Source organism: Yersinia sp. FDAARGOS_228 (assembly GCF_002073315.2).
GTDB classification, from domain to species: Bacteria; Pseudomonadota; Gammaproteobacteria; order Enterobacterales; family Enterobacteriaceae; genus Yersinia; species Yersinia intermedia.
Window position 1 is genome coordinate 714,553 of the sequence record NZ_CP020409.2, and the last position, 25,417, is coordinate 739,969.

The window sequence follows — 25,417 nt, forward strand, 5'->3', positions numbered from 1 at the left end:
GACTCGCGGACAGGATGAGTAACAAGCGCGGCTACCTACTAAAACTGGAAGAATGCGAAAGATAGAAAATATAAATTTTCAGTCAATGCTTTTGATTTACTAAGCCAATTCCTTGTTTTATTACGCTGAATAGTTGTCTCTATATTCTATAAAACGCCCCATGCTTTAGAAAATTTTCGTATAGATAAACACAGCTCACTCATTGGGAAATGATATTATGCAACCTGCAACGCAGCCCTCAGGAAAAAATAGTTTCTCTGAAAATAATATTATTAGCAGTGTAATTAATAAATATGCAAACACCGGTGTATTTATAATTAATACCAACGATCCGCTGCTGGTAAAATTCTATGATATTCAACTGGCACTAGCAGGTGTCAGTCTGGTTCGTTATCCCAACTTCAGTCAGCTTTGGGTAAATAACAAACTGGCTAGACATGCCGTCAGCTCACTGGCGATGGGGGATAGCGATAGCGCACAACAGGTACACAGCATCGTCAGCCTGGACTCTACTGATGGGCAAACATTTTCAGCAAATGCCATTGGTTCGCTACCGGTATCAGCCGTAAACATCACGCAAACCTTAGGTATCTTTGACGAATCAGGCAGCCCGACGGGAACTGTGCAATGTAAAAAGAACTATATTTACACTGCCAATTGCCCTATTCAGGCTGATGGCACCTTCCCAGCCAGTTTAAAACAAACCCGCTATCCAGTTAATATCATCTATACCTTTGCCCAAACGGTGAATAACCAGACAGTTTACGGGGCAGAAATTGTTACAACACAAAGTTACCCAAAATTAATTCAAAATGATTCACCTGCTGATCTAAATAAAAATAATCTGATAAAAATCTGTCTGGCCCGTAAGGAAAACGACTGTGACTACTTTAATAGTTTTGACGGCAATGTCACCGTACCGATAAAAGGTAGCGTAACCTACTTCGGCAATATTGATTTAAATAATGGCAAGCCAATAAACGCTTATAACTCAATTTATCTGGTACGCGAACGGCAGGGTGGCGATCCGATCACCCCAGCCAGTAACTTTAATTTTTTTGACGACGCCAAAACCCGAATTAACGGCAACGTTTTATCTTGGGATCTAGACTGGCTTAAATTCAAACGCCCCGATTTTGAGTCCGGTGAGCGGGTTTATTATATCTTTAAAGTGACATTACAAATTGAAGGCGCAAGTGTGGCCAGTTTTATCACCAATGCTCCCGGTCAGTTCGATCCTGAACAACGCTTTTTAAATACCAACACGCTAAAACCCATGCAAATTACCTATGGTTGTTTAGGTAAAGGCACCCCCATTTTAATGCAGGATGGTAAAGAAAAAGCCATTGACGACATCCTTATTGGCGAATGGGTGCAATCGCAGGATGGGCGAGCGTTAAGAGTGGAAGATGTGATTACCGGTGCGGAGCAAAACTATCTTGAAATTGAAGTCAGGAATAGCTGCGGCCAACTCAAAACCCTAATAACCAGCCTGGGCCACCCCTTTTGCACTACCACCGGTGTGGAACTGGCGAGTGAATTGACCCTAACCAGTCGACTGCTAACCCCAGAGAGTGACTGTGGTATCAACCGTATCAACAAACAACACGGTGAGATTGAGGTGTACAACCTGCACCTTTCCACTGATGACCCCATCAAAGATCTGACAGAAAGTAACAGCACCATGTATGCCGCTGGTGTGCTAGTTGGTGATAGCACGATGCAGTATCACTACGAAGAGGCGTACCACCATCGCTCGGTGAATATCCTAAACCAGCTACCGGAAGAATGGCGTCAGGATTATCAAAACCATATTAAAACCATAAGGTAAATGATTGATATGTTTATTGGTTATCCTGATTTTCAGCAAATCATCACCGATGACAGGCTGCGCGTCGTTGCCGTCTGCCAGCAGCCAGATGTCTACTATTTGTATCCAGAACCCTTCGCCCTGATTGTCGGTGATCCGCTGGCCTTTGCGCTGGATATAATCCTTAGCCTAAGCAACAACATAATCTACGGTGACCTTGATTTTACCGCCGAGCTACAATTTACCAGCGGCAGCGCACTTGAGGCATTCAATCGCCAGCACCCCGGCAAAGCTATCCAAGGTTTGCCGGTTATCCCTTATAAGCTCGGTTTCCGTTCACCACCTGACCATGATTCAGCATTAACCCATCAGGATTACGACCCAACCTGGTATTCGGCGCAGTCGATTCAATTTCTGATCTCGCTTGATGCAGATACCACGCAACTGATGAAAAAAACGTTGCTGGACAATATTGTTGGCTTTAATGCCCGTATCGATGGTTTTGTCGAGGGTGTATCGCCACGGCTGAACTACACACTAGATTGCGATCCCGGCCAGTTAATCGCCGAATTAGCGGCCAATGTTAAAGACGCCAAACCTGCGTCCAACAACCGGATTGCGTTTCCCTACGTGTTGCTTACTCAGTACGTGTACGAAAATCTATCCCGGCTACCGCTGCTGATATCGCCAGCCTTCTCCTCGACCAACCCGGCAGAAGCGCTGTTATTCGCGCAGGCTCTGCTTGATCGTCTGTTCAACACGTTGGGATCGCCCTATATCGGTAACGCCAATACCAATACTACTTATATTTGTCTGTTGCTCCCCCAGAAACAGCGCCGCCTGATAATTGATTTAAAACGCGTTGAGCTAACCCGGCGCCCCATCTGCTTTTTACTGGATCCCTTTGCCATGGCACAACAAATTGCCAAAGAGGCTCCCGAACAGGTTATCCACCAGATAACCGCACCTGCGCTGCCAGACGGTAACCTGCGGATTAACATCCTTTACGCTTTCCCACAGGGTCTTAAAGACGGGGCGTTTATTGATATACAAATCATTTTACCACCGGGTGAGCTTTATCCTTCGGAACAACAGCAAACCCTGCTATTGATGCCCAATCAGAGTTATTTGGCTTTCACATTTATTAATAATACATTCAGTTTGAATGGTGAATACCAGTACCATATTCGCGTTAACTACCCAACCGCCAATGGATATCTCTCTCTCGTCACCGAGCAACGAACCAGCAATAACAAAATACTGACGCTGGATTATTCCAGCTTCCCTTGTCAGTTCCTGACCCTGAATATCGATCCGACATTCGCACAACACAGTAAACTCACAGGCCACTACTATTCCGCTAGCCTGTCGGAACCCTTTGAACTCACGCTGGCTTCGCCCTGTTTCAGTTATCCGATAACGGGACGTGACGCCTATGCCAAGGTGACCGCCTGGGATAACGATAGCGCCGCCTCAGTGGTGCTCGATATGCCAATCACCCAGTCAGCTACCCTCGGTGTTTATAGCTTTCCTCAGTTCGGTGCGCAGCACGCCATCATTATCGCCCGGTTTGCCACTGGCATCCGCTATGGCACGTTACGATTTCAAGCTCAGGGCGAAACGCAAACGCGTGACCACACGTTTACTCATCAGGATAATTGCTATGAATATCAATGGAATGTCACGTCAATTTACTCGGCAGGGTTTCGTTATAAAACCAGTAACGGTCAATGGTCGGACTATGTGACGGGCAATCAAACCATTACTTTTGAGGTTGAAAATGAAGACTGAACCATTAAATCCTGAAAAAAATCTGGCGTCCTTTTTTTTGCTTGATCGCGCTTTCGTCTTTCACGATCAGCGATGCGCGCCCAACAACTATACCTATGGCTGCTTCACGCCTGAAATCGTTCATGACGATCGGGGAAATAAAACCAGTGGTTTTCACCTCACCACCAGTCCGGCAGGCGGCCTCGTCATCCTGATTACACCGCTAGTTCCTCTCAATACCCAAGCTATACAACAATATATTCAGACACATATCTCCCACTCAGGCGGTAACATCACCCTTGAGCAGTGTACTGCGAAGACAGCGATCTTCTTGCGCTTTCAAGAGCCGCGGGGTGACTCCACCTATCTGGTTGAGTTTGAAGGAAACTCTATGTCGACCACCCATTCGGAAGGGATAGAGTTGACTGAGGCCATACAGGGCGACGCGAAGCGGGTTTTTCTTGCCACCCACACACAATTCACGGTAAGCACTACGGTTAATGCCCGTCTCAACAGCGACTGGCGGCAGTTTCTGATACTGGCTTTTAACACTAAAACCCGCACACCAGAGGCTATTGCGCAGCTACTCGACAAGCAAATTACTGCTGGTGTCGTCGTGCTGGACGAGGAGTTTAAAAATACCCCGTCGCCGCAGACCAAAGAGACCGTGAGAAAAAATCTGGTCGATCTCGCTGCCAGCATCCTCAGTAATACGCTCGCCAACATCTCGCATATTGATGAGATACCCACCAAAGTTGACTATGATTTTTCTTACGAAAGCAGCCTGCCCCAATCTTATGAACTGATCGACGAACAGGATATCGCAACGCTATTCAGCGGCTTTATCGCCAATAAACTGATTTCCTATGACTCTTCACCGTTGCCTGAGCCTCAACGAAAACAACCTGACGATCCGGGAAAACAGCATACCTGCAAAGTCAGCCTGGATTTCAATGCCAGCAAGTTTACGATTATGTCGATTGAATTGACGTGGGCGGATAAAAAAGCCCCCATGCAGTGGCCAAACTTTCCTCCGCTCACCATCACCGCCGATAGTCGCGTGAATGAGATTAATATCAAGGTCACCTTTTCCGACTATTCATTCATTAATATCACGCGCCAGTGGCAAGCAGACATCAACCTGACCGTTCAGGATATCGGGTTTCATGAAGTGACCTTTGATGCCCGCCACTTACAATCTGATTTTAAGACGATTTCTGGCAGTGCCAATTACGTCCCAGATGGCCAGGCCAAACGCGCTACCTTTAATTTTTCATTTTCCGATCAACAGTGGCAAACCACTTGGTTACTCAATACCCAGTCAAATAGCTTGAATGGTCGTATTGAATACCACTGGCAGGGAAAAACGTCGTCATTTATAAGCAGAAATTACGATTCAGGTGTACAGCAGTCGGCCTCACTCCGTATTGAACTTCAATACAAAAAATAACCATGAGTTAAGAGGAATAAGCTATGTTAACCACGGCAATCCAGCATTCGATTAAAATAGAGACCAAAGAACACTTAGGCGTCAAGGTATATACCTATACCTGCTATGGCGATAGCGAAGATAAAAATATTTTTTATGTTATTCCTGAAACCCCAATATTTTCTGGTCAGGAAAACAAGCCTGACTTCTTATTCTATAAATATCGTAAAGAAGAACAACAAGGCGGATATGCACAGTTTACCGTTAAACTTCCTGTACCAACAGAAAGCGAAGCTGACAAAATAAAAGCTCAGCTTTACAATGGGATATCACCGCAACTTTTAGCGAAATCAAAACTTATTGTCCAGTATATTAAGGCTGAAAAAGTATTTAATTCCGATCCAACCAATAAAGCCAATCAAGATGCCAAAATTAAAGCTTTTCAAAATGCTGGATTAACCGAAGAGCAAGCAAAAAAATATATACTCGCTTATAACCCTGATGCGGGTGACGATCAATTTCTCGGTCAATTGATGCCCGATGGGGCGCGAAAAATAGAATTGCGCCAGCCCCGCTATACCTCAGCGCAAGCCTCGTTGATCATCAATGAGGACAAAGTATTTTACTGCCAGGTACCCACGCCACTGAGTCCCTCTGGGTTGGGGAATAACGATACTGTATTTAGCATGTCGCTAACGGGGCTGGGAGCAACCCTATTTGAGAATGTATTAAAAGGAACGCCAAGTAATGCCAGCGTCGGGATTCGTTATAACTTCACGTTGGATGCTTCTCTGCCGGCAGTAAAAGTTATTGTCACCTACAACAGTACGAAAATGAAAGAAGTGGCGCAGACCATTACCCGCCATACCTGGTCTGCGGATGAAAAAGAAATCACCCGTGAATTTTCCGAGAAAGGGGCCGCCAAGGTCACTGTTATTACCAGCCTCAGCGCGAAAGAAATGGGCATGAAAGATGACCAATATAGCGCTTGGATAAAAACCTTCGAGGACTGGGGACAAGCACAACTTCAACAAATATTGTCTACCCAAACTGGGCTGGATATGAGTATGGATTTACTGAACGATGCGGGCAGTTTTGATAAATTTAAAGAAAGTCTGAAAAACACGCAGGATTTCACCCGCGTATATGAAGAAAACCGTGTTGTTCCTTTTTCCATCGCGCCGCAGACTCAGTTGCCGTCCATTCTCTCTATTGTTGGTGCTGAGAAGGTCGATGACTATTTCAAAGAATACGATCTTGATGATCCCTTCTTTCAGTTTATTCAGCCGGAATTTTATGTCAGTCAGGATCTGGATAAATATGATATTGAGAATATTATTGTTATCGCAAAATATGATGATAATCATGTCAGCACACTCCGCTTCGACAGAAAAAACACTGCGCCGCAAAAAACTGAGAAATGGTATATTGATAAAAAACTGGGGCGAACCTACAGCTATTCATATACGGTGAATTTCTCAGGGTTGCATTCAAAACCCTATCATTCAGGTAAAATAGATGTAATTGATAGTCTGGTTCAATATATCAACATGGCACAATGCGGTATTGTCTACGCACAAATTGATTCGTTACTTGATGCGCAGGCATGGGAAACATTCAGCCAGGTACTATTGAAAGCCCAATATTCCGATCCAGCACATGGCGTAGAATTAAAAAGCGATACTCAGGTATTGAATGTTTCCACGCAGCCAAAACCTTTTATTTATCCAGTAGGCATGAAGCCAGAGAATCCCATTTATTTCACCACTAATTATTATACCCGTGATGGTGGTAATTTTACTTACATCGAACCAGGTATTGAACCATCTCCGCAATTACCCGGATATGGTGGCACCCGTGCTAACCAGATTCAAATAATGAATGCCTTACCGAGGAAAACGACCTACTCCATATTTTTCATCGCACCGAAGAAAGATGTACTCATTATTATCTTCGACATGATGGTGAACTATAAGACCTACAAGTTTAAACAGACTCAATCGATTAATCTGGAAGAAAAAGATCTCGTGGATGCCTCCACCCGCCGCGACCTTACCTTCGAGTTTTTACCCGATGGCACAGATGACATTCCTGAAATCACCTACAGCGGTACCATTATTTACAATGATGAGCGCGATCCCAAGCCAATTGAGGGCAAGGTAACCGGTTCATCAGTCGCGGTGGTGGTGAAGTGTTAAGGCCCGTCATTCTTCTGGTGTAGCGGCGGCCAGACATGCTGCCTCTGAACCGGTCCTCCCGTTGAGGCGGTGATGAACAGTATTCATCACTATTGGATAGGCAGGGCATCGGTCATTACATTGATGACCGATGCTCGGTTGATTGTTTTTTATTCAACATGGACAACCCCATGGATAACAGAATAACGGAACAAACTATCGGTTTTATTAATGCAATGCCAGGTAGCCAAGTTTATTATTATAGCGCGTTGGCGCCCAGTATTTTGGTGAATGAGCAGGCTATTCCCGAAGTGCATTACCAAATATTCAGGAGCAGCGCCACCGCACAGCCGACGACTTACTACGCAATACTCTCATTGCAGACGCAGCTGAACAGCAGTATGGCTGCTGCACAGGCAGCGGCGCGGGATAATCCCGATATTCCGCCGGACGCGACCCTGCTCCCCTTACAAATTATTGCCAGCACTGCCACGCTCTGTATTCCACAAGCTATGCCTCAACTGCTGAATCACACCTCGCTGGGGAATAATCAATTTTGCTACATCATGGCTGCACTGACTGACGCGAATGATATTCAGCGGATCGTCGCGCTGCTTCAGCAACCGGAATCGGCACCAATTGCCGTTAGTTACAAAATCGACTACCTGCAACAGTTACCCCCCTCAACCTTTGAGCTTGATGCCCAATGGGATCAAGTATATGAATATCTGAAAATCTCATTCGGTTTTAATGCACTGATTTTTTCTTTTAATATTGATGATATTTCCGAAACCTTAATCAGTAAAAAGCTAGTTACTATCAAGGCAAGAAATACCAATCCCGACCATTATATGAGACAAGCCACGGCTGAATTGAGCACTATCCTGACTTGCGAATTTTTCACCCCAGTATTTGGTCAAATAAAAACGGCCCCCGCGCCTAAATTTGGTTTCCAATTACAAAACATCTCAGTTAAAGATATTGATAAACGCACGCTCAGTGCCAGAATCACCGAAACCACGGTAGTGCGGCGATCTCTCTATCCTCAAGCGCTTTTTGCCACATTGGTCAGCCAGAGCCATTATGATGCCATCGACGTCGTAAGCTATCACGAGCTTCAGGATGATTTTTTCGCTTACCGCACCATAAAAGTTCAACTGCTGACACCAGAGTTAGACGAGAATATTCAATTGGTGGCGCTCAATTTGACTTATGGCACCACGCGGTCCCCGTTAGTTTTCTCCAGAAATAATATGGCGGCCAAAACGTTCCATGTTTCCGCCATTATCGACCCTGTAACAAAAAAAATGTCCTGGCCGGTGGAGTATCAGTTCACATTATATTTTAACCATCCGGTCGGTGGTGTGATGTCTGCCAGTTCAGCCATCCTGAGCACATCCTTAACCGAAATTTTTCTAGACATTGAATCGTTATATAGCCGTTATCATTTCGTTATTGCCACAGAAAAAAAATTCAACTGGGCATGGTATACATCAATATTGGTAAATATCACCTGTACCCATATTGAAAACAAAGAAAACAGCACGTCAAAAAATTTCCACATTACCGAGAAAAAACCGTCGGAAGAATACAGCGTCATGCTGCCAGATCCTGAATGTTATAATTTTTCGGTAATCAAAGAATATAGTACTAGAACTAACACTCCCCATATTCCAGTAAGGTTAGACCAGCCCACCAGCCAGGATGTCAGCATATCTTCACGGCTCTATAAACAAAGAACGCTGAAAATCATCCCAGTGTTCGACTGGGAAAAAATCACACAGGTTTTAGTCAATGTGACTTATTGCTATAACCAATTCTCTATGAGCTCGTTAAAGGAAGCATTTTATTTCTCTGAAAACCAGTCAGAGCCTGAATTATTTAGCGCAGACCAACCCGACCCGACGTTGCTGTTTATTAATCTCGACATCATGATTATTGATAATGATGGCGGCGTTGAAAATAAAAAACTCATTACCGATGAAGAACAGATCGATATTACTAACTGACCATGAGGAAATATCATGTTATTACTGAGAGAAAAAACCGCCACGATTAAAAACATCACGTTTTTTTCTGATGATTCAGATGAAAACCAATTTTGGTATTTGCCCGGTGATATTCATATTGCCGTACGCGATGGAAAACCGGTATTTTCATTAATTAAATACACCGGTGATGACGCCAACCAACAGGGCGGGTACATAAACTTTGAGGTCAATACTGCCGTCGATGAAGGCGAACTCAATACCGCGTTTACCGATTACCTGAATAAACTGAAGATCAAGCCGCAAAATGCCCGTAAAGCGCCAGTACCGTTTAATAACGGTACTGTGAACTTTTTTGTTCTGGATGCACAAAATGCCAACGGCCAGTTGATTAGCGCACAAAGCTCTAGCCTGTTTGGTAATAACACCGCCATTTTCAGTGCCAAACTGACGCCACAACAGGCGGTTATTCTGGAAGCTGCGTTTAATCAAGCGCAGGCACCAGCGGCAGTGGCTTACAACCTCACTTATACCGGTATCACCCCGGCATTGAAAGTGGATGTTACCGCCGAATTTGACAGCGTTTATAAGGAATTCGGTGCCAAGTTTGGCATTAATATCCCTATCCCAGTCGAGACACCGGCAAGTTTTTGGCTCGGCTTTGATAGCGTAATTAAGAAACTGGAGCAAGATCAAAAACTCGTTATTAAAGTGACCGAAAGTATGCCCAGCGACGAGGCAACCAAAGAAAAAGATTGGGCATTACAGTTTGTCAAAGAAGAACTACTAAAGATGTTTTTCAATGCAACCATTAAACCAAACGCAGAAAGTAATGAGCAGGCAAAATCGGCCAGCGCTTCCATTCTGGAATCATTGATCGGCAGTAAAGATGAAAAAGGGAAAGGCGGTCTTTTCCCCTGCGCATCGTTGGAATTGAAAGTGGTCAACATTACCGAGCATAAAACCTTATCCTTTAACTACACTTCATCAAAAGCGATTACTCAGGCCGCCGTGCCACAAAACTTTATCGGCACCGACACGTTAAAAGCCCAAAAAGAGAAACCTTATTTTATTGAAGTAAACGTCAATGATCCGTTCTTTCAGAAAATCGAACTGCAAATCTTCGGCCCAGATGGCTTTGAAGAGTTCGGTATCAAAGCGGCAGCATTTCAAGCCAGCTACAATAACAATATCTATACCAGTGATGCCTTTACCGAGGACGGTAAAGAATGGCGGAAAAATATTGCCAGAAGCAAAGACAAAAATGAATTATTCGATCTTCAAGGCGAATTTATCTTTAAATCCGCAAGCAGCTCCGGCTGGGAAGGTAACAGCAGCTATCAGTCAAAATTCAAAACCGCGTCTACCACCATCGGTCTCGATCCAAACAATTTACTCACTTTCAATGAAATTGATATTTTCCTCGATCGCCAGTTCTCCTGGGATAAATACAATCAGGTGCTGGTTGAACTCACTTATCTTGATGACAAAGGACAAAAGAAAACCAAAAAGTTCTCCTTTAACCCCGATAAAACCAAGGTGCAAACCTTCAAGTATCGCTGCCTAACAGAGAAACCCTGGACGGTTCATTATACGATTACTTATCTTGAGGTCGGCGGGCATACCCGGTTGGTCGACGGTACAGATAATCCACCAGCCATCGTTATTCCGGTATGAGTTACGGAAATAATCATGGTTGAACGCGTTGCGGTGTTACCAGCGGCATTGGACGCCCTGGTAACCACTTTATGCCATCATGTGCCGGATTTAGCAGGCGCACTATTACCCGACATTCACCGTTTTAGCCAAAAACGGATAGCGTCGGGGCTGCTATCTGCGGCATTTAATACCAGTCTATTGGCCTATAACGGTAGTCCACTGGAGTTCACGACATCCAGCATAAAACCGCAGGCTGTGGCTTGCACGTTTGATACTTTTCTTCCGTTATCCACCCAGAGACGTGATATTGGAGCCTTCAGTGCGGAAAATTACCCGCATGCCTCGTCAGACTCGTCTGCGCCTGCCGCATCCTGCTTCGCACACATTGCCCGGATACAACGGCCAGATACACCTACCCAGGCGCTAAAATTTGGCTCATGGTTGGGACGGAAATATACCGCTGGCGGCGTTAAAACCAAAGTTTATTCCGAAGTTCCACCAAGCAATCAAGCATTACTCGCCCTATATGCCTCCCCGCTAAATCACGCCAATAGTGATTATCCCCTGCATCAGTTAACCGCAGCCGGACTATCGCTGTTGATGATTGGCTATTACCCAGATAATCCTGACACGCCAACTGAATATTATTATCAGTGGCACAGCGCAGAAATAACGCTGGCAGACATCGCCAACGTTATGCGGTTATTTGGTACTGAACGTGGGTTTCCTCCGCTGGCCGCGCTGCTCAGGCAGGTATTAACTAACATGCCTAATCCAGATGAATTCCCCGCCACCACCTATGGTTTCAGCCTGGTCTATAACCATCAACACCAGTTGGAAAGTTTTAGCCTGTTTACTATGGCGCCGCGCTTTTTAGGTGGCAACGCGCAGGCTGCCATCAAGATTGATGAACTATTGCAGCACGTGGCACAGCCCATGCCACTGCTACAAGCGTTGCTCAAGGAGAATGTGCCTCTTCAGTTTAATGTCATCGGCTTTACGGTTGATGCACAGGCAAGGTGCGGCATCAGTTGTACCTTCAGCCCGCAGAACGACCTTTGGCGCGAGGTTTCCCTACCAGACCGTAGCCCGCCACTGCCGCGCGATATATCGCTAGCCGCGATCCTCCAGCAACAGCAGTCAGAAAACGGGGCGTTCCTGTCCAGTGTCAGAACACCCGACGGCCAGTGGCATCAGGACGCCAATGCTTTTGTCACTGCTCAGGTATTAAGGACACTCGACTACACCGAGCAAACGGCCCCCTATATCGATCGCGCGCTGGATTTTCTCGCTACTTGTGAAACTCGCCCCGGTCATTTCAGTTTCTGGCCTCGTCACGCTCATCCCCGGTGGATGAACGGCCAGATGATTGACGCCGATATTGATGACACGGCGATAATTACCGAAATGTTGTACAAATTTGGCCGTATTTCGCCTGACGCTGTTCGCCTAACGCTGATTGAGATGAATGGTTATCAGTTACAGAAGGTTGATGCCCGACTTGCCGAACTGCAGCATCAATGGGCTGAATGTCAAACCTTCCACACTTGGATGAAACAAAATAATGAAATTAGCCAGCTCGACTGCTGTGTTAATACCAATGCGCTAATTTTACTGTATCGTTTTTATGGCGAACAATGTACAACCCTACCGGCTTATTATCGTATTATCACCATGCTGAATAAAGCCGTCGTTTGGAGTCAAAACGAATACCAGAGAATAACCCAATTAACCCCCTACTACGCCCATCCCGCTGAATGGTTGTCCACACTTGAATATGCCCAAAATATCGGTATCGATGCGCTATCAGACATTATTACGCCGTTAAAAAAATGGCAGTTCGCTAGTGGCGCTGGGGAAATACCGCTCTATCGCCGTCACGATGGACAGTATCTGTGGACCTCATCCTATTTATCAGCGCTAAGGCGTTGCTCTGTTCTCTATGATACGAAGGATACCTATGAACATCTTTCTTAATGACCTGGTCACGCTAAACAAAATCATTCTGGAAAACGCGCAGCAGCAGTTTACCGAAAACGTTAATCTGACCAGAAAATTGCGGGCAACTCTAACGCCATTATCCGACGAATTGATAGCGCAGGTCAGTACCGAGAATGTCTCTGGCGAAATACGCTATCAGATTGAAACCACAACAGATGGCATTAGTTGGACGATGGTACTGAGTTTCTTTCTCAACAAAAACGTTCAGGAAATGCCGTATGTGGTGCTCAATTTCAATCAGTTTGGCAAATTCAATGAAATGATATTTCAGGACGTGGCACTCAAAACTGAACGACAATATCAGGCTCAACTAAAACTAACCCGACTTGAGCAGCGAGATGCGTTATTAAGAGCCTTATCCAACTACGATGCGCAAACCACGCTGGTGATCGCCATCAAGTCTGATACCGGTCTGCTCAATACCATTACTGATCCTAAAATATTTTATTTTGCGGAAAATTATTATCCTTATATCTACCGCGGTATCGCGCCACCGAATCCACGTCTGGAATTAATTCTCATACCAATAGAATATCATCAATATTGGTATAACTATTATCAGGATAACATTCGTAAAGATTATCTTTATTATTTACCAGATACGTTTCAACTGGCCAGTAACAGCAATGACAATAATAAACCCATGTTGTCGATCTCCTTTTCTGCGCCAGAAGGGGCAACAGAGGTGGCTCAGTTCAATGTGACCTTTGACTATTTCTTGCTACCCAAGGTGGACAGACAACGCATTAACGACGCCGAAACTACCTTTATCCAATCCCAGCCACAGGGTAAGTTGATCCCTTTTTCCAGTGCGCATAGCCTTAAACTACGGCTGTCATTACCGGCGGGAAAAACCGAAGAGACCAACGCCATAGTAAACTTGCAAAGCGGCATTATTGATTCGTTCACGCTGCCCTCGGCGCAGTTTGCAAAAATTTGGGACGCGCTGTTTGATACCACAGCACAGCATCTGTTGCTCAATGGCGAACTGGAAGTTAAACAGGAAGGCTTCAGCCCTGACAATATCCCGGTACAACTCAGGATGCCGGTTGAATATAAAAATAATCCCCAGCCGTTTATCGATAAGTCCACCCCGGTTGAGATTGTCAAAACGCTGAAGTTTATCAGCAGCCAGGGTGCTTATGACCCCACCGGCCCGAAACCCATAGAACAGATGCTAATCAGCATCAACAACCAGACAATAGCACTGAACAGCGAGCAGCCCACCAAAACCTTAAAAGTGAAAGTGTCGGCCTTACAACTCATTCTTAATCCGCAAGAAAAGCTGATCTACCATTATGATGTGCAGATTCATTATCAGGATGGGGCAAGAAAAGAACTTAGGGATTTAACCTCAACTTTCGAAATTATTTATGTCCCTTGACCCTCTCAATAACGTTGTGGCATTAAAGTGTAGTCAGTTAATATATTGTTTTTAAACATATAAACTGAAAGTAGTGGCAGCTATTGAGTTAGCCCACATGATACGCAAAGGGTAACGCCAACATTCAGGTGAAAAGGGATTATCATCGGCAGAACAATTTTTACCTGTTGGCTACCTAAAAAACCAGCAACGTAATTTTTGTCGATTTCTGACAATGACTGTTTTGATTTGGCCATAAAAAAAATCCGGTATGCTTTTAAACAGCATAACCGGACTTTTCGAGTTAACGGCTATTTCATCCGCCAACAATATTTTGTGCTATATCTGTCGCAGCTTATTCAACCGTGACTGATTTTGCCAGGTTACGTGGCTGATCCACGTCGGTGCCTTTAATTAGCGCGACATGGTAAGACAGTAACTGTAGTGGCACGGTATAGAAGATAGGCGCAATAATCTCTTCTACATGTGGTAACTGAATGATTTTCATCCCTTCACTGTCAGTGAAACCGGCATCTTGATCAGCAAACACATACAGCAAACCGCCACGGGCACGCACTTCTTCAATGTTGGATTTCAGTTTTTCCAACAATTCATTATTTGGCGCAACCACGATGACCGGCATATCGGCATCAATCAATGCCAATGGGCCGTGCTTCAACTCACCCGCAGCATAAGCTTCGGCATGAATATAAGAGATCTCTTTGAGTTTCAGCGCACCTTCCATCGCGATCGGGTATTGATCACCGCGACCAAGGAACAAGGCATTGTGTTTATCAGAGAAACCTTCAGCCAGTGCTTCAATGGTTTTATCCAGAGACAACATCTGTTCAATACGGGCAGGTAGAGCCTGCAACGCATGAACAATATTCTGCTCCAGACTGGCATCTGCGCCCTTGAGCTTGCCAATACGGCCCACCAGCATCAGTAATACCGTCAACTGAGTGGTAAAGGCTTTCGTCGATGCTACGCCAATCTCAGTACCGGCTCTGGTCATCAACGCTAAGTCTGACTCACGCACCAGCGAAGAACCAGCAACGTTACAAATGGCCAGAGAACCCAAATACCCCAACTCTTTCGATAAACGCAGCGCAGCTAAGGTATCGGCAGTTTCACCTGATTGTGACAAGGTGATCAGCAGGCTGTTTGGGCGCACAGCAGATTTACGGTAACGGAACTCAGACGCAATCTCTACGTCACAAGGCACACCGGCTAATGATTCAAACCAATAACGTGAAACCATGCCTGAGTTGTAAGAGGTACCACAGGCAATAATTTGAATATGTTGAACATTTGCCAATAATGCATCCGCATTCGGGCCAAGTTCAGACAAATCAATCGCACCATGATTTAAACGGCCTTCCAGCGTATTTTTAATCGCCATTGGCTGTTCATAAATCTCTTTTTGCATGTAATGACGGTATACACCTTTATCACCGGCATCGTATTGCACTTGAGATTCAATTTCAGGGCGCTCAATAGCATTACCCTGTTTATCAAAAATTGCGATACTACGGCGGGTTACTTCAACCACATCACCTTCCTCCAGGAAGATGAAGCGGCGAGTCACAGGTAACAACGCCAGTTGGTCAGAGGCAATAAAGTTTTCACCTACACCACAACCAATCACTAATGGGCTACCAGAGCGTGCAGCCACCAAACGACTTGGGTCACGGCTATCCATGACGACAGTGCCGTAAGCGCCGCGTAATTGCGGGATAACACGCTTAACCACTTCCAGCAAAGATCCACCTTGCTGTAGTTCCCAGTGCACCAAGTGAGCAATAACTTCAGTATCTGTTTCAGAACTGAAACGGTAGCCACGACCAATTAGTAATTCACGTAAAGGTTCGTGATTCTCAATAATGCCGTTGTGTACCACAGAGATATAGTCAGAAACATGAGGGTGCGCATTGGCCTCTGATGGCTCACCATGGGTAGCCCAGCGGGTATGTGCGATCCCGGTGCCACCATGTAAAGCCTGATTTTCGGCCGCATCTGACAGCGCCTGTACTTTACCCACCCGACGTAAACGCGTCATATTACCTTCAGCATCAACCACTGCTAAACCAGCAGAGTCATAGCCACGATATTCAAGACGACGTAAACCTTCGATCAGAATCTCAGCGATATCACGTTGCGCTACTGCGCCAACAATTCCACACATCTGTTTTATTCCTATGTAAGATTCTTTAAGAACCTTGTCGATGTCAGTGACCTGATTGATCCGGATTTTCCGGGTTCCCCGAGCCTGTAGAGTTGGGGATTATTATGTTTTGCTCTGTGTTTTCAGCATCAATGGATAAACCAAAAACACAGGGCAAAACATCCCTTCAAAGAATAAACGATATTGAAGGGACTGTTTTAATATAACCTAAATAATTCGAGTTGCAGGAAGGCAGCAATTGAGCACATCCCCAGACGCTTACTTATTTTAAGGTCAACGACCAATAAGTGACTGGGGTGATTGAGCGCAGCCAACGCACATGCAGCTTGAAGTATGACGGATATAGCTTATTTTTTCTTAACCGGACGCTGCCAACCCTGAACATGAATTTGCTTAACACGACTCAGCACTAATTCATCTTCTGCAATATCGCGAGTAACGGTAGTTCCCGCAGCAATAGTGGCACCCTTGGCAACGGTGACAGGAGCGACCAATTGAGTATCGGATCCGACAAAGACATCATCGCCAATAATAGTTTTAAATTTATTAGCGCCATCATAGTTGCAAGTTATTGTTCCTGCGCCAATATTTACATCCGAACCAATCTCGGCATCGCCCAAATAGGAAAGGTGACCCGCCTTCGAACCTTTACCCAAGCGGGTATTTTTGATTTCAACAAAATTACCAACGTGCGCGCCTTCGGCTAATTCAGCGCCTGGGCGCAGGCGGGCAAATGGCCCGACAGTACAACCAGCATCCAGGCGTGAGTTTTCTAATACGCTGTATGGGCTAATGTCAGAATCATCACCGATCACGCAATTTTTCAGTACGCATCCGCTACCAATACGAACCCGATCACCTAAAGTCACATGACCCTCAATGATGACATTGGTATCGATAGTAATATCACGACCATGTGTTAATTCTCCGCGCAAATCAAAGCGCGCAGGATCCAGTAACATCACACCCGCCAATAACAGCTTCTCAGCCTGCTCAGACTGGTATACACGCTCTAGAGCAGCTAATTGCAGGCGGTTATTTACCCCTTCAACCTCACTCAACCGAGCGGGGTGAACCGCAGCAACCTTCTTACCATCAGCATGTGCCAATGCAATAATATCGGTGATATAAAACTCACCTTGAGCATTATTGTTATCCAGCAGTGATAGCCAGCGCTTTAGATCACGCCCATTAGCAACCAGTATTCCGGTGTTGATTTCATTAATTTCGCGCTGCGCATCACTGGCATCTTTATGCTCAACAATTCCTACCACATCGCCATTCTCACGCACGATACGGCCATAACCGCTTGGATTATCCAGCTTCACAGTCAACAAGCCGATGCCACCTTGTGGCTTCGCCGCCAGCAGTCGCTGTAAGGTATCAACAGAGATCAACGGCACATCGCCGTATAGCATCAGGATATCTTCATCATCAGCAAAGTGCGGTGCAGCTTGTTGCATCGCGTGCCCGGTACCCAACTGTTCAGCTTGTAATACCCAGTTCAAAGAGGGATCGGATAGCGTTTTTTTCAGTAAATCACCACCGTGCCCATAAACCAGATGAACGTTTTTTGCACCCAGCTTCATGGCTGCATCAATAACATGCTGAACCATTGGCTTACCTGCCAATGGGTGTAACACCTTAGGAAGGTCGGAATACATGCGTGTCCCCTTACCTGCGGCAAGGATGACTACACTCATTGAGCTGTTAGACATAAGCAACCTGATAACTCCAATTTAATAGACAGAAGTAAACCTGTTTAGCGAAATAATTACTACATATTTCTCAACGAAAAACGTACTCAACCCGCGTGGTTAAAGGGTTGTTGCTACTTGTCATGTAACGAAAAAATGTGGTGAAAAGTGTCTGCGATCAGCGACGCTTACCGTGCTGTTTTTGTCAAAAAACATTCACTCATTCACGCTATTAACTACTTATTTTACGACAAGAAACAAGAATTTTCAGAAAGAAACGCGTTGAGTTTAGCTGAGGCTTAACTAAATGGTAGGAAAGCGGATTAAGGGTCAAACAAAGGGCAAGTATCAGAACTGTCTGACGTACCAGTAAAAAAAATGCCAATCAGTTTTACTGACTGGCATTCTATTTTTCTTACACCCTTCGTACTTGAAGTTGCAGCGCTGTTAGCTACTTTCGCTTACAGCCTACCTGCAACCCCAATGACTTTGGGTATATAGAGTAATTTTATAAACCAACGAGTTAACAAAACCCATCAGTATAAAATTACATCGCCTTCCTGGTCAGTTCGATTACGCGTAATTTCGCAATCGCCTTCGCCAATTCAGCGGATGCCTGAGCATAGTCGACATCGCCGTGGGAGTTGTTGATATGATCTTCGGCTTTACGCTTAGATTCCAGCGCCTTAGCTTCGTCCAAATCAGTTCCACGAATAGCTGTGTCAGCCAATACGATCACAACGCTCGGTTGCACCTCAAGGATGCCGCCAGAAAGATAAATAAACTCTTCCTCACCGAACTGCTTCACGATACGTATCATGCCAGGCTTAATGGCAGTGAGCAGTGGGGCGTGACCAGGGAAAATCCCTAGCTCACCTTCACTACCCGTCACCTGAATTTTTTGTACCACGCCAGAGAACATTTTCTTCTCTGCGCTCACAACATCCAGATGGTAAGTCATTGCAGCCATGTCACCCTCCAGTCAACAGCGTTACAGTTTCTTGGCTTTTTCCACTGCTTCTTCAATGGTGCCAACCATGTAGAACGCCTGTTCCGGCAAGTGGTCATAGTCGCCGTTCATGATGCCTTTGAAACCACGAATGGTATCTTTCAGCGAAACGAACTTGCCCGGTGAACCGGTGAAGACTTCTGCCACGAAGAACGGTTGAGACAGGAAGCGCTGAATTTTACGCGCACGGGATACAACCAGTTTGTCATCTTCTGACAACTCGTCCATACCCAAGATAGCGATGATGTCTTTCAGCTCTTGGTAACGTTGCAGAATAGACTGCACGCCACGCGCTACATCGTAGTGCTCCTGACCAACAACCAGCGGATCAAGCTGACGGCTGGTGGAGTCAAGTGGGTCAACCGCTGGGTAAATACCCAAAGAGGCGATTTGACGACTCAAAACGACGGTTGCATCCAAGTGAGCAAAGGTGGTTGCTGGTGATGGGTCAGTCAAGTCATCCGCTGGCACGTAAACGGCCTGAACAGAAGTGATTGAACCCGTCTTGGTGGACGTAATACGTTCCTGCAACACACCCATCTCTTCTGCCAGCGTTGGCTGGTAGCCTACCGCTGATGGCATACGACCCAGCAGTGCGGATACTTCCGTACCGGCCAAGGTATAGCGATAGATGTTATCGATGAACAACAGTACGTCACGACCTTCATCACGGAATTTCTCCGCCATGGTCAGGCCGGTCAGTGCAACGCGCAGACGGTTACCTGGTGGCTCATTCATCTGGCCATACACCAAGGATACTTTGTCCAGAACGTTGGAGTCAGTCATCTCGTGGTAGAAGTCGTTACCCTCACGAGTACGCTCACCCACACCGGCAAATACAGAATAACCTGAGTGCTCAATCGCGATGTTACGAATAAGCTCCATCATGTTTACTGTTTTACCTACACCCGCACCACCGAACAGACCCACTTTACCGCCCTTAGCGAACGGGCAAATCAAGTCCATTACTTTGATACCGGTTTCTAACAAATCTTGTGAGCTGGCAAGCTCTTCGTAAGAAGGCGCTTCGCGGTGGATTGCCCAACGCTCTTCTTCACCGATAGGACCTTTCATGTCGATTGGGTCACCCAATACGTTCATGATACGGCCCAGAGTTGATTTACCAACCGGCACTTCAATTGGGTGTTCCAGGTTGATGACTTTCAACCCGCGGCTCAGACCATCGGAAGAGCCCATTGCGATACAACGAACAACACCACCGCCTAGCTGTTGCTGAACTTCCAGCACCAGCTTCTCAGCAGTGCCTTCAACCTCAAGGGCGTTGTACACTCTTGGTACAGCGTCTTGGGGGAATTCGACGTCCACTACGGCGCCGATTACCTGGATAATCTTTCCAGTAGCCATCTTGAATCCTCTACGTAATACGTTTACCCGTCATATTTCAAATTGCTGGGGCGTTGGCTGCTTTTTCTCACCCCAGTTGCTTACTTTATTAGCAAGCGCCAGGGGATTTGCTCAGTTGCCGCCGTTTCGCAATCTGAACTATTTAGGGTAATAACCTGGTTAAACCGCGGAGGCTCCCCCGACGATCTCGGTGAGTTCCTGAGTGATGCTGGCCTGACGAGCCTTGTTGTAAACCAACTGCAGCTCTTTGATCAGACTACCGCCGTTATCGGTGGCGGCTTTCATCGCTACCATTCGCGCGGCCTGCTCGCTGGCCAGGTTTTCAACGACGCCCTGATAAACTTGCGACTCCACATAGCGACGCAGGAGGGTATCCAGCAATGCTTTAGGATCGGGTTCATACAGGTAATCCCAGGATTTCTTCTTCAGCTCACCATCTTCCGCAGGCGGAAGCGGTAATAGCTGCATGATCCGTGGTTCCTGAGACATCGTATTGATAAACTTGTTATTAACGATATACAGCTTATCCAGACGACCTTCATCATAGGCTTGCAACATCACTTTCACTGGCCCGATAAGTTCTGACAAGGAAGGGTTATCCCCCATACCAGTAACCTGAGCGACAATTTTGCCACCCACGGAGCCAAAGAAAGAAGCTGCTTTTGACCCAATCAGCGCTAAATCGCATTCAACGCCTTTTTCGGACCAACCTTTCATCTCAGCCAACAGTCTTTTGAACAGGTTAATGTTCAAACCACCGCACAAGCCACGGTCTGTAGAAACCACCAGATACCCAACGCGCTTAACGTCACGCTCTTCCAGGTACGGATGTTTATATTCCAGATTACCTAACGCAAGGTGACCAATCACACTACGCATAGTTTCTGCATAAGGACGGCTGGCCGCCATGCGTTCCTGCGATTTACGCATTTTGGAGGCGGCGACCATCTCCATGGCTTTGGTGATCTTTTGCGTGTTTTGCACGCTGGCGATCTTGGAACGTATCTCTTTTGCGCCGGCCATTTCTGCTTCTCCTCATTACCAGACGGCCTGCTTTCCTAATGAAAAGCAGGGCCGCATAGCGTTACCAGGACTGGGTTGCCTTAAATGTATCAAGGATGCCTTTCAGCTTGCCCTCGATCTCATCGTTGTACGCGCCAGTTTGGTTGATTTGTTGCAGAAGCTCGGCATGCTCACGGTCAGCAAACGCTAACAGCGCAGCTTCAAAGCTACCTACCTTCGCCAACTCAACATCACCCAGATAACCACGTTCAGCTGCAAACAGAACCAGAGATTGCTGCGCAACAGACATCGGTGCGTATTGTTTCTGTTTCAGAAGCTCGGTCACTTTTTGACCGTGGCTCAACTGTTTACGTGTTGCATCATCCAAATCGGATGCGAACTGGGAGAACGCAGCAAGTTCACGATACTGTGCCAAAGCAGTACGAATACCACCGGACAGTTTTTTCATGATCTTGGTTTGCGCTGCACCACCCACACGGGATACGGAGATACCTGGGTTAACCGCAGGACGAATACCGGCGTTAAACAGGCTGGATTCCAGGAAGATCTGACCATCGGTAATCGAAATTACGTTAGTCGGAACGAACGCGGAAACGTCCCCTGCTTGAGTTTCAATGATTGGCAATGCGGTCAAAGAACCGGTTTTACCTTTCACTTCACCCTTGGTAAAGGCTTCAACGTAGTCGGCGTTAACACGCGCAGCACGCTCCAGCAAACGGGAGTGGAGGTAGAATACGTCGCCAGGATAAGCTTCACGACCTGGTGGACGACGGAGCAGCAAGGAAATTTGACGATATGCAACAGCCTGTTTAGACAGGTCATCATAAATAATCAGCGCATCTTCACCGCGATCGCGGAAATATTCACCCATAGCACAACCGGAGTATGGTGCCAGGTACTGCAATGCTGCAGATTCTGAGGCGGTAGCTACAACCACAATGGTGTTAGCCAAAGCGCCATGTTCTTCCAGTTTACGCACTACGTTAGCAACAGTAGAGGCTTTCTGGCCGATAGCAACATACACACATTTGATGCCGGAATCGCGTTGGTTGATGATCGCATCAATCGCCAAAGCAGTTTTACCTGTCTGACGGTCACCGATGATCAATTCACGCTGACCACGACCAATTGGGATCATGGCATCCACTGACTTATAGCCCGTCTGAACAGGCTCATCAACGGATTGACGTTCGATAACGCCAGGTGCGATAGCTTCAACCGCTGAGAAGCCGTCGTTTTCTACCGGACCTTTACCATCAATAGGTTCACCCAGAGTATTGACGACGCGACCTAACAGGCCACGACCGACTGGAACTTCCAGGATACGGCCAGTACATTTAACCTTCATGCCTTCGGCAAGATCGGCGTACGGACCCATAACTACAGCACCTACGGAGTCGCGCTCCAGGTTCAGTGCGATTGCGTAACGGTTGCCTGGCAGTGCGATCATCTCGCCCTGCATAACATCGGCTAAGCCGTGTACACGAATGATCCCGTCACTGACGGAAACAATAGTACCTTCATTGTGAGCTTCGCTCACCACATTGAACTGAGCAATGCGCTGCTTGATCAGTTCGCTGATTTCGGTGGAATTCAGTTGCATATGCTCCAGTCCCCTTAAGACTGCAAGACGTCCGCCAGGCGTTCTAGACGACCGCGAACGCTGCCATCTATCACCATATCGCCTGCACGTATTACTACGCCGGCCATTACGGACTTATCGATTTTGCAATTCAGCTTAACTTTGCGTGATAGACGTTTTTCCATCGCAGCAGCAATTTTAGCCAGCTGTTCGTCTTTCAGTGGGCTCGCAGAGCTCACTTCGACGTCGACGGTCGACTCCAGCGAGGCACGCAGTTGAATAAACTGCTGTAGCACCTCAGGAAGAACCAGTAAACGGCCATTCTCCGCCATAACTCGAATGAAGTTCTGTGCGGATTCATCGAGCTGATCACCACAGACTGCAATAAACGTCTTAGACATTGTTTCTGGTGCAACAGCACCGGAAAGCAATTCAGCGATCTGTTCATTGCGCGTCACTTGGGCAGTAAACGCTAGCATATCCTGCCAACGATCAACCGCCTGGTGCTCAACAGCAAAGTCAAAAGCTGCTTTGGCGTAGGGGCGAGCTACAGTTACAAATTCAGACATCAGCCCCTCCCTCCTTACAGTTCAGCGACCAGTTTATCAACGATGTCGCTGTTAGCAGCTTCATCCACGGAACGTTCGATGATCTTCTCGGCGCCAGCTATAGCCAACATCGCGACTTGCTTACGCAACTCTTCACGAGCACGCTTACGTTCGGCGTCGATCTCTGCCTGCGCTTGCGCCACGATTTTGTTACGTTCCTGTTCAGCTTCAGTTTTAGCTTCATCAAGGATCTGAGCTTTGCGTTTACTTGCCTGCTCAATGATCACCTGTGCTTCTGCTTTGGCCTTCTTCAGTTGGTCGGTCGCATTGGCTTGCGCTAAGTCCAAATCTTTTTTGGCGCGCTCTGCAGAAGAGAGACCGTCAGCAATTTCTTTTTGACGCTTCTCGATGGCAGCCATAATCGGCGGCCATATATACTTCATACAAAACAGGACAAACAGGACAAACGCGATGGCCTGGCCGAGGATTGTTGCGTTAAGATTCACAGCACAATGCCTCTTTAAAAGTTAATAGTTTGGTGTAGTTCACAGTAGAGAAAACTCTACTTACGCGACAGCAAACATCACGTACAGACCCAGACCAACAGCGATCATAGGGATGGCGTCAACCAGACCCATGACGATAAAGAACTGTGTACGTAGCAGAGGAATCAGGTCAGGCTGACGTGCAGCGCCTTCCAAAAATTTACCACCCAGGATGCCGATACCGATCGCAGCACCGATTGCCGCTAAACCCATCATTATAGCGGCAGCCATGTACAGCAGATCCATATTCAGGTTTTCCATGACAGTCTCCAATTATTTCAGTTAAACGCAGTAGTGTTATACACATCATACTTCAAGCTACCTGTGCGTTGGCTTCCTTTGTTCACCCCAGTCACTTACCTATGTAAGCTCCTCGGGATTTACTCAGTTGCCGCCTTCCTGCAACTCGAATTATTTAGGTATATTAAGAAAATCAGTGCTCTTCAGACGCCATCGACAGATAGACAATCGTCAGAACCATGAAGATAAAGGCTTGTAACGTGATAATCAGTATGTGGAAGATAGCCCAAGGTAAACTGAGCATCCACTGTGACCACCACGGCAACAGACCAGCGATAAGGATGAAGATCAACTCACCCGCATACATGTTGCCGAACAGTCGCAAACCGAGTGAAACAGGTTTGGACAGCAGGCTGACACCTTCCAGAATTAAGTTAACTGGAATAAATATCGGGTGATTGAACGGCTGCATCGTGAGTTCTTTTACGAAGCCGCCTACACCTTTCATTTTGATGCTATAGAACAGAATCAGGATGAAGACACCCAATGCCATGGACAAGGTAATACTCACGTCCGCAGTAGGTACCACGCGCAATGCAGGTAACCCAAAGACATGTTCACCGATGTAAGGCAGTAAATCGATTGGCAGTAAGTCCATCATGTTCATCAATAAAACCCAAACAAACACGGTCAGGGCTAATGGTGCGATGACTTTACTTTTGCCGTGGTACATATCCCGCACGCTGTTATCGACAAAACCGATAATTAACTCAACAGCAGTCTGCAATTTGCCAGGCACGCCACTGGTGGCACCTGCCGCAACTTTGCGGAACACAAACAGAAAAGCTAACCCCAGCACGACAGAGAAGAACAAAGAGTCAATGTTCAACGTCCAGAACGTTGCAGGGCCAGGTGAGTGGGGATTGACCAACTCAAAGGTACGCAGGTCCAACTGAAGGTTATTCAGGTGGTGACCTATGTAGTCCCTTGGAGTAGAGATTTCTCCTGATGCAGACATGATGCCTC

Annotated in this window: 18 protein-coding genes; 8 read left to right on the forward strand and 10 right to left on the reverse strand. The window is 46.4% G+C overall.

What is annotated here, in order from left to right:
* The first annotated feature begins 217 nt into the window (after window positions 1-217).
* The 8 genes from A6J67_RS03245 (at window position 218) to A6J67_RS03280 (ending at window position 14,218) form a co-directional block, all read left to right on the forward strand.
* Entirely contained in the window at window positions 218-1,831 is a 1,614-nt protein-coding gene (locus tag A6J67_RS03245) for a Hint domain-containing protein (protein ID WP_042568849.1), read from the forward strand.
* 9 nt (window positions 1,832-1,840) lie between these two features.
* The gene (locus tag A6J67_RS03250) at window positions 1,841-3,601 is read left to right on the forward strand and encodes a hypothetical protein (protein WP_050297666.1); all 1,761 of its coding nucleotides are present in this window, start codon (window positions 1,841-1,843) and stop codon (window positions 3,599-3,601) included.
* Entirely contained in the window at window positions 3,591-5,030 is a 1,440-nt protein-coding gene (locus A6J67_RS03255; RefSeq protein ID WP_050087244.1) for a hypothetical protein, read from the forward strand. Before A6J67_RS03250 ends, A6J67_RS03255 begins: the two co-directional genes overlap by 11 nt.
* 23 nt (window positions 5,031-5,053) lie before the next feature.
* A complete protein-coding gene (locus A6J67_RS03260; protein WP_005186712.1) occupies window positions 5,054-7,207 on the forward strand; it encodes a hypothetical protein in 2,154 nt (717 codons plus the stop codon).
* A gap of 170 nt (window positions 7,208-7,377) precedes the next feature.
* Complete coding sequence (locus tag A6J67_RS03265; RefSeq protein ID WP_050297634.1) at window positions 7,378-9,195, forward strand: hypothetical protein; 1,818 nt, start codon at window positions 7,378-7,380, stop codon at window positions 9,193-9,195.
* A gap of 15 nt (window positions 9,196-9,210) precedes the next feature.
* Window positions 9,211-10,851: a hypothetical protein gene (locus tag A6J67_RS03270; protein ID WP_042568852.1), complete on the forward strand. Its 1,641-nt coding sequence runs from the start codon at window positions 9,211-9,213 to the stop codon at window positions 10,849-10,851.
* A gap of 15 nt (window positions 10,852-10,866) precedes the next feature.
* Window positions 10,867-12,810 carry a hypothetical protein gene (locus A6J67_RS03275; protein ID WP_050297633.1) on the forward strand — a complete coding sequence of 648 codons (1,944 nt, stop codon included), beginning with the start codon at window positions 10,867-10,869 and terminating at the stop codon, window positions 12,808-12,810.
* The gene (locus A6J67_RS03280) at window positions 12,794-14,218 is read left to right on the forward strand and encodes a hypothetical protein (protein WP_032906713.1); all 1,425 of its coding nucleotides are present in this window, start codon (window positions 12,794-12,796) and stop codon (window positions 14,216-14,218) included. Before A6J67_RS03275 ends, A6J67_RS03280 begins: the two co-directional genes overlap by 17 nt.
* 334 nt (window positions 14,219-14,552) lie before the next feature.
* On the opposite strand, the gene glmS is transcribed toward A6J67_RS03280, so the two are convergent.
* The 10 genes from glmS to atpB all read right to left on the reverse strand — a co-directional run bounded on the left by glmS (window position 14,553) and on the right by atpB (window position 25,409).
* Complete coding sequence (gene glmS, locus A6J67_RS03285; RefSeq protein ID WP_042568855.1) at window positions 14,553-16,382, reverse strand: glutamine--fructose-6-phosphate transaminase (isomerizing); 1,830 nt, start codon at window positions 16,380-16,382, stop codon at window positions 14,553-14,555.
* A 347-nt stretch (window positions 16,383-16,729) separates the two neighbouring features.
* Window positions 16,730-18,100 carry a bifunctional UDP-N-acetylglucosamine diphosphorylase/glucosamine-1-phosphate N-acetyltransferase GlmU gene (glmU, locus tag A6J67_RS03290; RefSeq protein WP_032906711.1) on the reverse strand — a complete coding sequence of 457 codons (1,371 nt, stop codon included), beginning with the start codon at window positions 18,098-18,100 and terminating at the stop codon, window positions 16,730-16,732.
* 526 nt (window positions 18,101-18,626) lie between these two features.
* Window positions 18,627-19,049 (reverse strand): F0F1 ATP synthase subunit epsilon, encoded by a 423-nt coding sequence (locus A6J67_RS03295; protein WP_004393020.1) that lies wholly within the window; start codon window positions 19,047-19,049, stop codon window positions 18,627-18,629.
* Window positions 19,050-19,070: 21 nt separating this feature from the next.
* Complete coding sequence (gene atpD / locus A6J67_RS03300; protein WP_032906708.1) at window positions 19,071-20,453, reverse strand: F0F1 ATP synthase subunit beta; 1,383 nt, start codon at window positions 20,451-20,453, stop codon at window positions 19,071-19,073.
* A 159-nt stretch (window positions 20,454-20,612) separates the two neighbouring features.
* On the reverse strand, window positions 20,613-21,476 hold the full coding sequence (atpG, locus tag A6J67_RS03305; protein WP_002220756.1) for a F0F1 ATP synthase subunit gamma: 864 nt from the start codon (window positions 21,474-21,476) through the stop codon (window positions 20,613-20,615).
* Window positions 21,477-21,537: 61 nt separating this feature from the next.
* Window positions 21,538-23,079, reverse strand: coding sequence for a F0F1 ATP synthase subunit alpha (gene atpA, locus A6J67_RS03310; RefSeq protein WP_004703877.1), 1,542 nt, complete (start codon window positions 23,077-23,079; stop codon window positions 21,538-21,540).
* 14 nt (window positions 23,080-23,093) lie between these two features.
* Window positions 23,094-23,627, reverse strand: a complete 534-nt coding sequence (gene atpH, locus A6J67_RS03315; protein WP_005186689.1) for a F0F1 ATP synthase subunit delta — start codon at window positions 23,625-23,627, stop codon at window positions 23,094-23,096.
* Between the two features lie 14 nt (window positions 23,628-23,641).
* Window positions 23,642-24,112, reverse strand: coding sequence for a F0F1 ATP synthase subunit B (gene atpF / locus A6J67_RS03320; protein WP_005186686.1), 471 nt, complete (start codon window positions 24,110-24,112; stop codon window positions 23,642-23,644).
* 60 nt (window positions 24,113-24,172) lie between these two features.
* Window positions 24,173-24,412, reverse strand: a complete 240-nt coding sequence (atpE, locus tag A6J67_RS03325) for a F0F1 ATP synthase subunit C (protein WP_004393045.1) — start codon at window positions 24,410-24,412, stop codon at window positions 24,173-24,175.
* A gap of 172 nt (window positions 24,413-24,584) precedes the next feature.
* Complete coding sequence (gene atpB, locus A6J67_RS03335) at window positions 24,585-25,409, reverse strand: F0F1 ATP synthase subunit A (protein ID WP_005161179.1); 825 nt, start codon at window positions 25,407-25,409, stop codon at window positions 24,585-24,587.
* Between the last annotated feature and the right edge of the window lie 8 nt (window positions 25,410-25,417).